Annotated in this window: 8 protein-coding genes, 1 pseudogene and 1 other annotated feature; of the genes and pseudogenes, 3 read left to right on the forward strand and 6 right to left on the reverse strand. The window is 64.1% G+C overall.

The features are described 5' to 3' along the window. Positions 1–213 precede the first annotated feature (213 nt). Positions 214–4,095 (forward strand): autotransporter outer membrane beta-barrel domain-containing protein, encoded by a 3,882-nt coding sequence (locus ACIPRI_RS05355; RefSeq protein WP_446620333.1) that lies wholly within the window; start codon positions 214–216, stop codon positions 4,093–4,095. Positions 4,096–4,893: 798 nt separating this feature from the next. On the opposite strand, the gene istB is transcribed toward ACIPRI_RS05355, so the two are convergent. Both istB and istA read right to left on the reverse strand, forming a co-directional pair. Continuing rightward, entirely contained in the window at positions 4,894–5,673 is a 780-nt protein-coding gene (gene istB, locus ACIPRI_RS05360) for an IS21-like element helper ATPase IstB (RefSeq protein ID WP_446620334.1), read from the reverse strand. 53 nt (positions 5,674–5,726) lie between these two features. Then, positions 5,727–7,250: an IS21 family transposase gene (istA, locus tag ACIPRI_RS05365; RefSeq protein WP_446620335.1), complete on the reverse strand. Its 1,524-nt coding sequence runs from the start codon at positions 7,248–7,250 to the stop codon at positions 5,727–5,729. A gap of 244 nt (positions 7,251–7,494) precedes the next feature. On the opposite strand from istA, the pseudogene ACIPRI_RS05370 reads away from it, so the two are divergent. Continuing rightward, positions 7,495–8,370: pseudogene (locus tag ACIPRI_RS05370) on the forward strand (IS3 family transposase); the annotation flags it as partial. Continuing rightward, positions 7,719–7,835 (forward strand) — a sequence feature (AL1L pseudoknot). It overlaps the preceding pseudogene by 117 nt. 324 nt (positions 8,371–8,694) lie before the next feature. Here the strand turns inward: ACIPRI_RS05370 and ACIPRI_RS05375 are convergent. The 3 genes from ACIPRI_RS05375 to ACIPRI_RS05385 all read right to left on the reverse strand — a co-directional run bounded on the left by ACIPRI_RS05375 (position 8,695) and on the right by ACIPRI_RS05385 (position 12,269). Continuing rightward, positions 8,695–10,098: an aldehyde dehydrogenase family protein gene (locus ACIPRI_RS05375; RefSeq protein ID WP_446620336.1), complete on the reverse strand. Its 1,404-nt coding sequence runs from the start codon at positions 10,096–10,098 to the stop codon at positions 8,695–8,697. 222 nt (positions 10,099–10,320) lie between these two features. Continuing rightward, positions 10,321–11,295 (reverse strand): Bug family tripartite tricarboxylate transporter substrate binding protein, encoded by a 975-nt coding sequence (locus tag ACIPRI_RS05380; RefSeq protein WP_446620337.1) that lies wholly within the window; start codon positions 11,293–11,295, stop codon positions 10,321–10,323. Between the two features lie 29 nt (positions 11,296–11,324). Further along, on the reverse strand, positions 11,325–12,269 hold the full coding sequence (locus ACIPRI_RS05385; protein ID WP_446620338.1) for a TauD/TfdA dioxygenase family protein: 945 nt from the start codon (positions 12,267–12,269) through the stop codon (positions 11,325–11,327). Between the two features lie 153 nt (positions 12,270–12,422). Here ACIPRI_RS05385 and ACIPRI_RS05390 point away from each other — a divergent pair, with 153 nt between their 5' ends. Then, positions 12,423–13,145, forward strand: coding sequence for a TetR/AcrR family transcriptional regulator (locus ACIPRI_RS05390; RefSeq protein ID WP_446620339.1), 723 nt, complete (start codon positions 12,423–12,425; stop codon positions 13,143–13,145). A gap of 14 nt (positions 13,146–13,159) precedes the next feature. On the opposite strand, the gene ACIPRI_RS05395 is transcribed toward ACIPRI_RS05390, so the two are convergent. Next, the gene (locus ACIPRI_RS05395) at positions 13,160–14,281 is read right to left on the reverse strand and encodes a CaiB/BaiF CoA transferase family protein (RefSeq protein WP_446620340.1); all 1,122 of its coding nucleotides are present in this window, start codon (positions 14,279–14,281) and stop codon (positions 13,160–13,162) included. Positions 14,282–14,458: the final 177 nt, after the last annotated feature.

The following is a 14,458-nucleotide window of genomic DNA, read 5'->3' on the forward strand; positions in this document are numbered from 1 at the left end:
ACCTGTTGCTCGTCGACTCGGGCCTGGGCAATGTCCTGGAGTGTCGCTTCTGTTCCCGCCAGATAGCGCAACGAGCGACCAGAGACAAGCGTTGAGGAGGAACCCGCCTTGCCCACTACGTCATCGGAAGTTACGCAGCCTCCCAGGCCGCGTGCCGGTGGCAGCACCAGTTCGCGTCCAGGGGCACGTCAACTCGTGCCCAGGCTTCGCGGCGTGCCCCAGGCGGTCGTGGCGCTTCTTGCCGGTGCTTTGGGGACGTTGGCACGGGCGGACACGTACACCGTGGCCAATGAAGCCGAACTTCGCCAAGCCGTTCAGACCGCCAACGCGGATGGCGCACCGATATCAAGCATCCATCTGGCTGCGGACATTGCGATCCTGGATCCGGCGGCCCTCACGCAGGCCAGCAAGCCACTCGTCATCGACACCGGCTCTCATACCCTGTCGGGCGCGCCTGGCGTGGGCAGTGGTCGGGGCGGCAACCTGAGCTTCGCGGGCGGCCCGCTGACGCTCAACGGAACCGCCAGAGGTGGCACTGCGGCCCCGACTACAAGCAGTAGCGGCGCTGCCGGCGGCGTCGGCTTCAGCATGCCGACGGGCAGCCTGACCAACAACGGCGCGATCGTGGGTGGAGGCGGCGGAGCCAACAGTGGCACCGGCAGTCGGAGCGGCGGGTCGGGCGGTATTGGTGCCTCACTCTCCAACACATCGCTGGTGAACAACGGCAGCATCACCGGCGGCGCGGGCGGCCAGGTGGACGTGGGAGGCAGTCAAGGCGGTTGCTGCAGCGTCAGTGCCGGCAACGGCGCCACGGGGCTGGTGCTGACTGGCGGCTCGCTGGACAACGTTGGCACCATCGCCGGGGGCGCCGGCGGCAACATCGTCCGTCCAGGTAGCGACAACCAGTTTGCCGGCGACGGCGCCCTGGCCGCCTCGTTGTCCAGTGGCAGCCATATCAACCGCGGCATGATCGTCGGTGGCGCCTCCGGCGTGGGCAGGAACGCGGGATCGACAGCGCATGGCAACGGTGGCGGGGGTGTCCGTCTTGTCGACGGCGCACTCATCAACGCGAGCGGCGCCAGCATCCTCGGCGCGGATGGCATATCTGGCCCTGGCAGCGGCAGCCCGGGCGGTACGGGTGTCGACCTGTCAGGCAGCACCCTCGAGAACGCCGGCGCAATTGCGGGCGGCAGGGGAGGAGGCTCCGCTGGCGGCGGCCGAGGCGTCGTCGGTGCCAATGTCACGCTCGTCAACAACGGAACGATTTCTGGTGGCACGAACAGCAGCAACGTGCGGGCCAATGCCATCCAGTTCACCAGTGGCACCAACGCCCTCGAATTGCGTGCGGGTTCGATTATCACAGGCAATGTCGTGGCCGCTGGCGCGGGCGACATCCTCACGCTCGGTGGCAGCGCCGCCGCCAACTTCAATGTGGCGGCCATTGGGTCGGGCGCTCAGTACCGGAATTTCGGCATCTACGAAAAGCGCGGTACGGGCACCTGGACGCTGACCGGTACCACTGGCACGCTGACGCCCTGGAAGCTGCTCGGTGGCACGTTGTCAGTGTCGAGCGATGGCAATCTGGGCGCCGCTTCAGGCGCGCTGACTTTCGACGGCGGCATCTTGCAGGTCAGCGGAGCCGGCTTGGGCAGCACCGCGCGAGGAATTCAGTGGGGAGCGAACGGCGGCGGTTTCGATATCGCCGATGCGGGCCACATCTTCACCCTTGGCCAGACGCTAAGTGGTGGCGGTCCACTGGTCAAGCGAGGGGCAGGAACGCTGACCATGACAGGCGACAACACCTACGTAGGGGGCACCACCATCGAGGCTGGCATCGTGCAATTGGGCAATGGGGGCAGCAGCGGCAGTGTCAGCGGCGACATCCGCAACAACGGTGTTCTCGCTGTCAACCGAAGTGACAGTACCCTGAACCTGACGGGATCCATCTCCGGCGGCGGCAGTGTGCGCCAGTTCGGCAACGGCATCGTCACGCTCAGCGGCGACAACAGTTACACCGGGGGCACCACCATCGAAGCAGGCACGCTGCAGCTTGGCGATGGGGGAAGCAGCGGTAGCGTCGTAGGCAGCATCGCCAACAATGGCATCCTGTCCTTCAACCGCAGTGACAGCGCCTTGCACCTGACAGGTGACATTTCCGGTAGCGGCAGCGTCCGCCAGATTGGCAGTGGCACCGTCACACTCAGCGGCACCAACAGCTACACCGGCGGCACCGTCGTCAAGGCTGGCCGATTGCAGCTGGGCACCAGCACCGCCTTGGGCACCGGTACGCTGAGCATGGCCGATGGCACCACGCTGGGATTCACCGCCGGCGACCTGAACATCGCCAACCCGTTGCAGTTCACGGGCGCAGGCGACCCCACCATCGACACCGGCAGCTTCAGTGAAACTCTCTCGGGTGCCATCAGCGGCGCCGGAAGCCTGACCAAGACCGGCAGCGGTACCCTGATTCTCACGAACGTGGGGAACACCTACACCGGGCCAACCCTGGTCGAGGGCGGAGTCCTGGCCGTCAACGGTTCGATCCAGTCCCCGACATCGGTCATGCCTGGTGGCACGCTGGCCGGCTTCGGCGTGATCAACGGCACCGTACAGAACTTTGGCACGGTGTGGCCGGGCCACGCGGTAGCCGGCGATCCGACTTTCGGCGCACTGACCATCCGCGGCGACTATGCGAGCAGTGGTCGTGGACTGCTGGTGCTCAACACGCTCCTCGGTGGCGACGGCTCGCCGTCGAGCCAGTTGGTCATCGACGGGGGTACAGCGACCGGCAGGACCGGCGTGGCGGTTCACAACGTCGGCGGGACTGGCGCCAGAACACACGCCGATGGGATTGAGGTGGTGTCCGCGGTCAACGGCGGCGTCACGGCTCCAGATGCGTTTGCCCTGCTGGGCCAACTGCGCGGTGGCGCCTACAGCTACCGTCTTTACCGCGGCGACCTGGCCGGCAACGAGCCGGACAGCTGGTATCTGCGCAATACATTCCTGGTCGGGCCACCGCTGCCGCCCGATCGGCCCGATTCCGGTCCATTGCCGGTGGACCCGCCCCCCGCGGTATTGCCACCGGGCGAGTACCCGATCATTGGTCCTGCGCTTGCGACCTATGGGGTGGTGCAGCCTGTTGCGCGCCAGCTGGGCATGCTCATGCTCGGCACGATGCATGAACGTGTCGGCGACAGCGCGCTGATGGCTCCCGCGCCGCAGCCGGCGGAGCACGGCACGGCACCGTCGGTCTGGGGGCGCACGTTTGCGCGCCATGTCGACAACCACTATCGTGCGTTCGCCGATCCACATGCGCAAGGCTGGCTCGCTGGATTGCAGCTTGGGCTGGACGTGTGGCGGGGAGTCTTGATTCCCGGCCATAGCGATCGCGCGGGCTTCTATGTCGGCTACGGCAACGCGTCTTTGTCCGCGCGCGGTTTGGTGACGAATGCCGATGCGACGAACTACGTGCAGGAGCGTACAGGTTCCATTGACCTCAATGCCTGGGCGGGCGGTGCGTACTGGACCCACTACGGACCGACGGGCTGGTACGCCGAGGCAGTGCTGCAGGGGACCGGGTACGACGGATCAGGGCGGACCGACTTCACCCACCTGGATATCAACGGTGCAGGGTTCATTGGGTCACTGGAAGCCGGCTATCCGGTGGCATTGCCCCAACTGGGCCCCGGTTTCGTGCTCGAGCCTCAAGTACAACTCGTGTGGCAGCGCGTGGCATTGGACCGAAAAGAGGACGACCAGGGCAAAGTCGACCTCGGCACGACCAAGGGCACCAGCGGGCGACTGGGCATCCGCGGCAAATGGCGGGTCCCACGTGGGAATGGTCAGCTCTGGGAGCCTTACGTTGTCGGCAATCTCTGGCACGATTGGGGCGCAAGGTCGACCGTGGTCTATTCGGAGGTGGTTGGTGTGCCGCTAGAACAGGCGGGCTCCCGGCTGGAGTTGGGCGGCGGCGTCACGGTCACGGCCAAGGACCGGCTGAGCTTCTATGCGTCCACTGCCTATCAGTTCGCAGTGGGCAGTGACCGCCAGCGCGATAGTTTCAAGGCGACCGTGGGCTTGCGTAAGACTTGGTGAGGACGACGAAATGCAAAAAAGTCCGCCCCACAGGCTCGCTGGCGGGTCCAGAACATCTTCTTCGTTCTTGCGAATCCCAATCTAGTGGCAGACAGGGTGAATTCCCTGCGGGCCTTTTCCAGGCCGGCGCGAACGATGGCGGTAAACTCAGTCAACATAACTCACCTATGGGCTCTGGGTTTTATGTGCTGGTGTGCCAGAGAACATCACACCTGATGACCGCCATGGCCGCGACATCCATTTCAGCGCCAGATGCGAAGCTGCGGTGAGCAGAAACCCGTCGCCACGTCTCAGGTCAACAAACGCTTGCGCCGCGTCTCGAATGTCCTGATTGGAATTGACAGTCAAAGGTTGGATGAAGCCAATCAACTCCCAAGCCTCAACATCGGCCGCCCACCGCCGCACCTATATCGGACGCTCTCGTCTCCTACCTCCAAGCCGCGCCGGATGTGCGGGACCACTTGGCTATGCGGATGCACCATCAGACAAAACCTGATGTGCCCACACATACCAAGCCCTGTGCCAGGAGAAACGGAGTTGATCAGGAGCGGTATGCATCTCGAATCTAGCTCCACTTCAAAGTGCCGCAGAATCGCGGCGAACGTGGCACCTTCATCGTCCGAATGCGTATTTCGGCGAACGTGACCGGTCATTTCGGCCATCGTGACCGACGCCGCTGAGGGCGTCGGCGCAGGTCGTTTCGGTATCGTGACCGCCCGTTTCGGCGATCGTGACCGCCGGTAGGGCGGCAGGTGCTGCGTAAGGGGTGAAGTCTAGGGTCGGCGGCGTGGGGTCAGGTCAAGATTTGGCCTCCTGACTTGTCTTTTTCGACTTGCTCGCCACACTCGCGTTGCGTCCCGTGCGACGGGATTCACCTTCGAGCGTGAAGCGCCGGCAATGCTGCATCAGTCGATCCAGGATCGCATCGGCGACGGTCGGATCACCCAACCACGCGTGCCAGTGCTCGATGGGTAGTTGATGCGTGATGATCGTGGCGCGCTGCGCGGAGCGATCATCGATGATCTCCAGCAGGTCGGCCCGGGTCGCAGCGTCGATGGCGCCCGTTCCCCAATCGTCCAAGACCAGCACGTCCACCTTGGCCAACTGCTGCAGCCAGCGCCGGAAGCTGCCCGCGCCGTGCAGGATGCGCAGCTCCTCGGCCAGGCGCGGCACGCGCAAGTACAGCGCCGAGTGCCCCTGGCGGCAGGCGTATTGCGCCAGCGCGCAGGCCAGCCACGTCTTTCCCAGCCCGGTGGCGCCGGCCAAGCAGATCGTCTCGCCGCGCTCAATCCACGTGGACAGCGCCAGGCCCATCAACGCCGAGCGATCGATGCCGCGGATGCCCTCGAAGCTCGCATCCTCCAGCGTCGCGGTCGTGTACTTCAGCTGAGCCCTCTGCAGCAGCCGGGTGCGCTTGCGGTCACCGCGAGCGTAGACCTCCCGTTCGACCAGCAGAGCCAGGCGTTCATCGAAGGACAGACCCAGGCAGTCGGCTTGCTCGTGCTGCTGTTGCAGCGCGTCGGCGAAGCCTTGGAGTTTGAGGGAGCGCAGTTGGGCGATGGTGGCGTTGTTGAGCATGGGGGTCAGAGTTCGGTGGTTTGCAGGGAGCGAAGGCGTCACGGCAGATCGCATCATTGGTAGTAGTCCGGGCCGCGCACATTGGCGTGGGCGGGACTGGTCCATTCGGCGGGCGCCTCCTGGGCGAGGAGATCGCGGTTGTTGGCCAGCAGGTCGCGCACGTGCCGGTAGCGCACAGTCCCCAGCGCCAGGGCGCGTTCGCACGCCGCCTCCAGCCGCTCACGGCCGTAGCGCCGCGACAGGCTCAGCAGCCCCAGGCAGGAGCGGTAACCGTGCTCCGGATGCTTGTAGGTCTGCAGCAGCCGGGTGACGAGTTCGCCGCAGGCCATGCCGATTTGCTGGCCCCACTCGATCAGGCGCTGGGGCGTCCATTGCAGCTGTGCCCGGTGCGCCGCAGGCATGTGAGCTTCGACCGTGGTGTAGCTGCCGCGCCGGTCGTTGCGGACATGGGCGGCAACCCGCTGGCCGCGCAGCAGCAGCTCCACGCCGTGCTTCGTGAGCCGTGCCTCCAGCGTCTGCCCCACCAGTGCGTGGGGCACGCTGTAGCGGTGGCCATCGACCTCGATGTGATAGTCGATGTGGACCTTCACCGTCTTGAAGCGGGCGAGCTCGTAGCGCTGTGGCGGCAGCGGCATCAGCGCGGGCGCATCCAGCTCGGCGAACACGCTGGCTCGGCTGCCGGGCAGCTTCTGGAACGGCCGCTCGTTGACGCTGGGCAGCAGCCTGGCGATGGCGGCGTCGACTTGCGCGACCGTATCGAAGCGGTGGTGGCGCAGCCGTGCCAGCACCCATCGACCGATCACCTGGACCGAACTTTCTGCGGCGGCTTTGTCTTTTGGAGAACGCGGTCGCGCTGGGAGCACCGACGTCCCGTAGTAGCGGGCGAAGTCCTGCACCGTGTCGTTGGCGCGCGGCTCGTAGCGGTCGGCGCAGGCGATCACGGCCGTCGCGTTGTCGGGCACGACGAGCGCCGGCACACCTTGGTAGAAGTGCAGTGCCCGCACCATGCCCTCGATCCAATCGTCCAAGCGCTGCGTGGGCGTCGCGCAGGCGAACACGCAGCTGGACGCGGCCATGGCCGAGACGAAGACCTGGGCGCGGGCGCCGTCGCTCAGCGGCACCGTGGAGCCGGCGTAGTCGATGAACATCTTCTCCCCGGCGCGCCGGTGCTGGCGCATCGAGCGCTTGAGCGTGGCGGCGAAGGTCTTGTAGTGCTCGCAGAACTGCGTGTAGCGCCAGGTGCGGCCCTCCGGGTGGGCGGCCACGTATTCCTGCCACAGCAGCATCAGCGTGACGCCCTTGCGATCGAGCTCACGGTGGATGCGGCCCCAGTCGGGCACGACGATGGGCAGCGAAGCCGCTGAGCGGGGTTGAAGGGCCGTCGAGAGCTGCTGTTCGCTCCAGTCCTGGACGGTGTCCCAGTCCAGACCGGCGGCGCTGGCCAGGCCGACGTACTTGGCGACGACGCCCTTGGAGATCTTCAAAGTGGCGGCGACTTGCTCGTGCGAATGCTGCGCGTGCCACTTCAGGCGGAGGACATCTTTGATCATGCGTAGAGAGAGTTGTTGCTTGGGCATCCGCTGCTCGATGGCAAAAAGCCGTCGAGGGTAGGAGACCCGGGGTTGCGTTCTCTACGCAGCACTGCCGGCGGGACCGGCGCCGCTATTGCGGGGCGCCGTCACGGCGGTCACGATCGCCGAAATGGGCGGTCACGATACCGAAACGGTCGGTCACGAGGAGCCGAAATTGAAGGTTGGTCACGATGACCGAAATGCGCGGTCACGATGCCGAAATCGGCGGTCACGATGCGCCGAAATACGCATGTTTGACGCCAAGGACCAGTACCCGTCGCAGTGGGCGGCGATCGAATCGATCGCCGGCAAGATCGGCTGCACGGCCGAGACGCTGCGCAATTGGGTGCGCCAGGGCGAGCGCGACAGCGGCGTACGGCCAGGCCCGACCACCGTCGAACAGCAGCGCATCAAGGAACTCGAGCGCGAGGTTCGCGAACTGCGCAAGACCAATGAGATCCTTAAGTTGGCCAGCGCGTATTTCGCCCAGGCGGAGTTCGACCGCCAACTCAAGAAATGAACGCCTTCATCGACGAGCATCGCGCTCGTTGCGGGGTCGAGCCGATCTGCAGCACGCTGCAGGTCGACCCGTCGGCATACTGGCGCCACGCGGCGCGCCAGTGCAACCCGGCACTGCTGCCCGCGCGAGCCCAGCGTGATGCGAGCTTACTGGCGCAGGTGCAGCGCGTGTACGACCAGAACCTGCGGGTCTATGGTGCTGACAAGGTCTGGCGGCAACTGCGGTGCGAAGGCACGGCCGTGGCGCGATGCACCGTCGAGCGGCTGATGCGCCTATGCGGGCTGAGCGGTGCGCGTCGTGGCAAAAAGGTGCGAACGACAGTACCGGACGTCAAGGCGGCATGCCCGCTCGACCGGGTGAACCGGCACTTCAAGTGCTGACAGGCCGAACCAGCTGTGGGTGGCGGACTTCACCTACGTCTCGACCTGGCAAGGCTTCGTGTACGTGGCCTTCGTCATCGATGTCTTCGCGCGGCGCATCGTCGGCTGGCGGGTCAGTTGTTCGATGCAGACCGACTTCGTGCTCGACGCGCTGTAGCAGGCACTGTACGCGCGTCGACGCGAGCGTGAAGGGGCGCTGGTGCATCACAGCGATAGGGGCTCCCAACCACCACCGCTTGCTTGAGCCCATCGGCTACATCCCGCCGGCCGAAGCAGAGGGAAACTACTGGCGCCTACAAGCTCAGGCTGTGGCCACAAACAAGCCTGCCCAGCCGGCGGCGCTGCAGGAGGGTTGAGCCATGAGTACATGGCCCAACCGGGGGGCGCCTCCGGCGGCCCCTGCGGGGGGCTGGAATAATGAAAGTCCGAACAGCGAAAGAAGTCAGACCACGCCGGTTTGACTCAAGCCAACAGGCCTCCTCGAAAGCCGTGCGGTTCACTATTACCCCTTCACAGGCACGAGACCATGTCGAATAGACGTCGCAGTCCACTACGTGACGATGTTGACGATCTGCAACTGAGCGAATTCGTTGAGCCCTTCGACCGACAACTCTACGCCAATGCCTGATTGCTTGGCACCACCGAATGGAATGCCCGGCACGACAACCATGTGCTGGTTCACCCAAGCAGTGCCACATTCGAGTCTTTCCGCGAGCTTTTTCGCTCGTGCGCTGTCCTTGCTCCAAACGGAGCCACCAAGGCCATGGACCGTGGCGTTGGCACGCCGAAGCGCATCCTCCGGGTCGCTGTACTTGACCACGGGAAGGATCGGACCGAACTGCTCCTCATCGACGATGCGGTCTCCCTCGCGGACATCGCGCACGATGGTCGGTCGGAGGTAGAAGCCATCCCCCTCCAGCACCGTTCCGCCGGCCACGATCAGGCCGCAGCGTTTGACGTCTTCGAGCAGGTCTTTGAGTTTGTCAAACTGCATCCGGTTCTGCAGAGGGCCGATTTGCGTCCCGGGCTGCAGGCCGTCGCCAACCACTTGTGCATCCGCCAGTTCCCCAAGTGCCGCACACATCTCGTCATGGATCGATTCATGAACGTACAAGCGCTTGATCGCCAGGCACACTTGCCCATTGTTGGTGAACGCTCCTTTGAAAATTGCCGGGGCCACTTGTGCCGGATCGACGTCGTCCAGAACGATTGCGGCATCATTGCCGCCCAGCTCAAGCGTCACGCGTTTGAGCGTTCCCGCCGCACTGGCCATGACGCTCTTGCCCGTTGCGCTCGAACCTGTGAAGGAGACCTTGCGCACATCCGGATGTGCGGTAAGGGCCGCGCCCAGATCATTCTGGTCGGCAATGACATTGACTACGCCAGGAGGGAAAATCTCGGCACAAAGTTCACCCAGCAGCAACGTGGTCAAGGGCGTGGTCGGTGCGGGCTTGACCACCGCGGCATTGCCCATCAGGAGCGCTGGCGCAAGCTTGCCGCAGGCGAGCGAGAGCGGGAAATTCCAGGGCGTGATGGCGACAACGATCCCCAATGGTCGAAGGTGCTGTTCGACGTGGCGCACATCACTGTCCTCGAGTACCTTAACCGGCAGGTCAAGGCCGCCGAAATAGCGGATATAGGCCACAGCCCCGGCGACTTCCCTCCGTGCCTCAGCGATCGGCTTACCCTGCTCCTGGGTCAGGAGGATCGCGAACTCCTCGTTGCGCTCTTGCAGGGCGTCGCCCAAGCGATTGAGCAGGGATCGGCGACGCGCCAGAGGCTCGGCTGACCAAGCCGGGAAGGCTTCTTTTGCGGCGGCCACGGCGAGGTGGGCTTGGGCAACCGAGGCGCGTGGGCACGTGGTCAGAGTCTTGCCCGTGGCGGGGTTGACGACCGACATGGTGGAGTCACCGGCGACGAGGTGTCCGCCGATAAGGAGCTTGAATTGATGCATGTCTGTTCTCCGAATGCCACTGGACAAAGCGGCTGGGTGTTCTAAGGAGGCATACGCTGAAGATTGCACACCTGTCAGCGTCACAATGGGTTCGCGCTGGCTCAAGGCGTGCGCTCAGTGAAGCGGGAACGCGCGTCGGTTCTGCGACCGGCGCGTGGCTTCAGATGGATCTGGCGGCGCCTGCTCGGTCCGATTCCTCGCCTTCTTGAAAGCCTCCGCCGCTCATTCGCCGACCTTGATCGACGTGGTTGCCAGCACCTTGCGAATGCTTTCATCTTCACGGCGCGCAATCTGAGCGACTGCTGCTGCATCAAGGTAGTCCTTGACCATGCCATTGATCTGGAGCTTCTCCGCCATGTCAGGCTCCTTCAACGCATCGACCAAGGCAGCCTGAATCCGACCGGCAATCTCTGAGGGCAAACCGCCCGGCGCCCACATCCCGTAGTTGACTTGCTGGACGAATCCAGGAACGTGGCGCGCGATCGGCGCGACACCGGGCGCCAGGACCGACTCGTCCTGCGAGGTGACGCCAACTATCTTCACCTTCCCGCTATTGATGTGCCCCGACACCATGGCCGATGGCGCCAAGAAAGCCACCTTGACATCCCCCGCGAGGAGGGCTTGCATGGCCGGTGGGCTGCCGCGGAATGGAACCCACACCAGCTTTAGCTTGGCTTCGCGTGCCAGCACTGCCGTAGCGATTTCAACGATCGACCCGCCGCCTCCCACGTCCACGCCAGCAGGCTGCTTACGCGCCCACGCCATGAAGCCGGGGAAATCGTTCACCTCCAGGTCTGAACGAACAATGATGAGAAGCGGTGCCGAGCCGACATTGGCAATCGGGGTCAGGCTCTTAAGCGGATTGAAATTGCTGTCCCGTGCCAATAGGGGCAACAGCAAGACGCCGGGGAGCGGGGCGAAGAGCAGCGTGTACCCATCCGCCGGTGCGCGTGCCGCCGCCAGGGTGCCCACGACCCCGTTGCCGCCGGTCAAGTTCTCGACCATCAAGGGCTGGCCGAGGGTCGTGGCCATTCGCACTGCCAGATAGCGTGCCACTGCGTCACCCGGGCCGCCGGCTGCGTAGTTGTAAATCAGCCGGATGGGCCGCGTGGGAAATGTGGGCGTTGCGTTGGCCCAAGGGGCAGCAACCAGGGCTGCTGCGCTGATCGTCCATTGGCGACGGCTCATCAACATCATCGAAGTCTCCGGTATCAGGTCACGGCCGCTCAACGCGGACGATCGCCAATGATCGTGGCTCGCATCATGCTGCGCGAATGAGGGTAGTAGTCCGAGATCGCGTAGTGCTGCACGGCGCGGTTGTCCCAGAAGACCACGGTGTCCTTTTCCCACTGGATGCGAACCTGGAACTCGGGCGTGCGCGCCTGCCGAACGAGATGACCGAGCAGTTCGCGCGCCTGGGTCGAAGCGTCCCTTCCCCATACGTCATCGTTGACTTGTCGGTAGTTGGCGAAGTGCGTGGTGAACGCCTCATTGACAAACAGTATCCTCTCCCCGGTTTCTGGATGTGTGCGTACCACCGGGTGCTCCACCGCCGGAAGCTGCTTGCGCAGTGCTTCGCGCCCCTCTATTGTCGGATTGCGATTTCCGAACCCAACCGATGCGTCGTGCATTGCACTCAGTCCAACGATCTTGTCCTTGACGGTCTGCGAGAGAGCCTCGTAGGCGGCCACCATATTCACGAACAGCGTGTCACCGCCCAGTTCGGGACAGTGCACGCAGCGCAGAACCGAACCCATCGAGGGCTCTGGCTGGAAGGACGTATCGGCATGAAACACGTTTTCAGTGCCGCGACTGTCGCTGTTATGCACGAAGGTCACCAATTCCGGATGGTCCGGATGACGCGTGAGAATCGGGTGGACTTCCAGCGCTCCGAAGCGCCGAGCGAAGCCTACGTGGGCCGCCGGGGTCAGCTCACTTTGCCGGCGAAACACGAGAACCTTGTGCTGGCAGAGCAACTGCCGCAGAGTCGCGATCTCGCCTTCCGAAAATTCATCGGCCAACGAAATGTCTCTTAGTTCGAGGCCGATGGTGGGCGACAATCGCCGCCCTTCCCATCTGCCGCCATCCGATCCTGCGAGGGCGGCGGCTGCAGGGGCGGCGCGCGAACCGGCGCGGGCCTCGGATTGTTCCACGGGGGCATCAGCAAGCATGAGAGTCTCCTTATAGGTTGAGCGAATCCAGGAACGCTTCGGACAAATTACAATCAGAATTATGATTCTAATATTAAGACAAGCAAATGGTCGATGCCCTAGGGTTTTCGATAGGACAGAAGCGTTCCGGTTGCTCGGCTGGCGCAATGAGTTATGAAAGTCGCTGTCGCTTCTGATTCGGGCGAGCGCCATGCGATTCGATCTGCCGATGTAGAACCGGACATCGCCTTGCGCGACTTGGGCGAATGGATTGCGCAGGGACTGCTGCCGGAAGTGATTCCGACGCGGCAGCAGCGGAGCTTGCGCAGTACGCTCGCGATGCTCGACGCTGGCCGCATGCTGCTGCAGGATCGCTCCCTCGAAGACCTCTCGCTCGAGACGGTCTGCCAGGCCGCCGGCACTACCATCGGTACGTTTTACGGACGTTTTGAGCACAAGCTGGCCTTCTTCGTCACCCTGCAGCGTATACATACCATTAGGTCGCAGGCGGTCATCGGTGAAATGGTTCGACGCTATGCGCATGACGCGCCTGGATTGGACGAACTGTGCGAGCAAATGGTGTCGGTCACTGTGCGCAACTTTCGGTCCAACACAGGTGTGCTGCGCGCCTCGCTCCAACACACCAAGGAAGGGATGTGGGACCTGTTCAGAGAGTCGGGGGATCGCTATCGCAGCGTGCTAGAAGAGCAACTTTCACTGCACCTTGAACACCACAGCCCCGCGGTGCGGCAGCTGCGCATCCTGTTTGCGTACCAAGCGCTCGCGGGCGTACTCGTCCACGCAACCCTGAATGATCCAGGGCCGCTAAGCCTCGAAGACGATCGGCTCATTCCCGAACTCGTCAGGCTTGTTCGAGCCTACCTGATATCAGCTTAGCGCAGCAGTCATTGTCAGTCGGCGGCTGACACGCGCGCGGCGCGCCAGCTTGTCGTGATCGCAGCGAGGTCCGCATCGGCTGTTGCCTGCGGGGGGCGGGGAGTGTCGGGCACCGTGCGGCTGAATCTGGGCGCGGGCGCCGGCTGCATCACGCCATCGACCTCGACAAAGGTGCCCCGTGCCTTCAGGTGCGGATGCTGCGGCGCCTCCGTGAAGCTGAGCACGGGCGCGAAGCACACATCGCTGCCCTCGAGCAACTCGCACCATTGGTGGCGTGTGCGCGACTTGAAGCGCTCGGCGATGCGCACCTTGGCTTGTGCCCATGCGCCGCGGTCATACTGGCCGCCGAGCTCGGCGGGATCGAGATCCAGCTTCTGCAGGAGTTGAGTGTAAAAACGCGCCTCGATGGGACCAACCGAGATCCACCGGCCGTCTTGGCACTCATAAACCTCGTAGAACGGGGCGCCACTGTCCAGAATGTTGCTGCCGCGCTGTTCGTTCCACATTCCCGCAGCATGCAGGCCATAGAAGATGGTGGCCAACGAGGCCGCCCCGTCGACGATAGCGGCATCGACCACCTGGCCCTGGCCGGAGCTGCGCGATTCGAGCAGCGCAGACAGCACACCCATCACCAGGTACAGCGCACCGCCTCCCATGTCGCCCGTAAGTGCCAGCGGGATCGATGGCGCCTGGTCCTTGCGGCCGATCGCATGGATGACCCCGGTCAGCGAGACATAGTTCAGGTCATGCCCCGCAGCGTGTGCCAGCGGGCCGGTCTGGCCCCAGCCGGTCATGCGGCCATAGACCAGGCGCGGGTTGCGGGCCAAGCAGGCATCGGGGCCGAGGCCGAGCCGTTCCGCCACACCAGGGCGGAAGCCTTCGATCAGCATATCTGCGTTTTCCACCAGGTCCAGCACCTGCTCGACCGCCGCGGGCTGCTTGAGGTCGAGCGTCACGCACTGGCGATTGCGCAGCAGCAGGTTGTACTTGGCGGGACGCTTAATGCCGAGATCGGCCGCCTCGGTGCGATCGATGCGCAGCACGGTTGCGCCCAAGTCGGCCAACAGCATGCAAGCCATCGGTCCAGGGCCGATGCCGGCGAGTTCGACAATCCTGATTCCGTGCAGGGGGCCCATTCGGATGTTCCTTGAGTAAAAAGATGATGCGCTCAGAGGGCTGACAAGACCTAGTCTTACTGTGTCATAAGAGAAGCCTTGCGTTTGCGCGCAGGCAGCACGGACATCGGGGCAGCGTCGCGATCAAGGCTGCGGCGATAAGCAGCCGCAAGGTCGTGATGGACGATCGGACGTGGC

It is taken from the genome of Variovorax sp. LARHSF232, assembly GCF_052871435.1.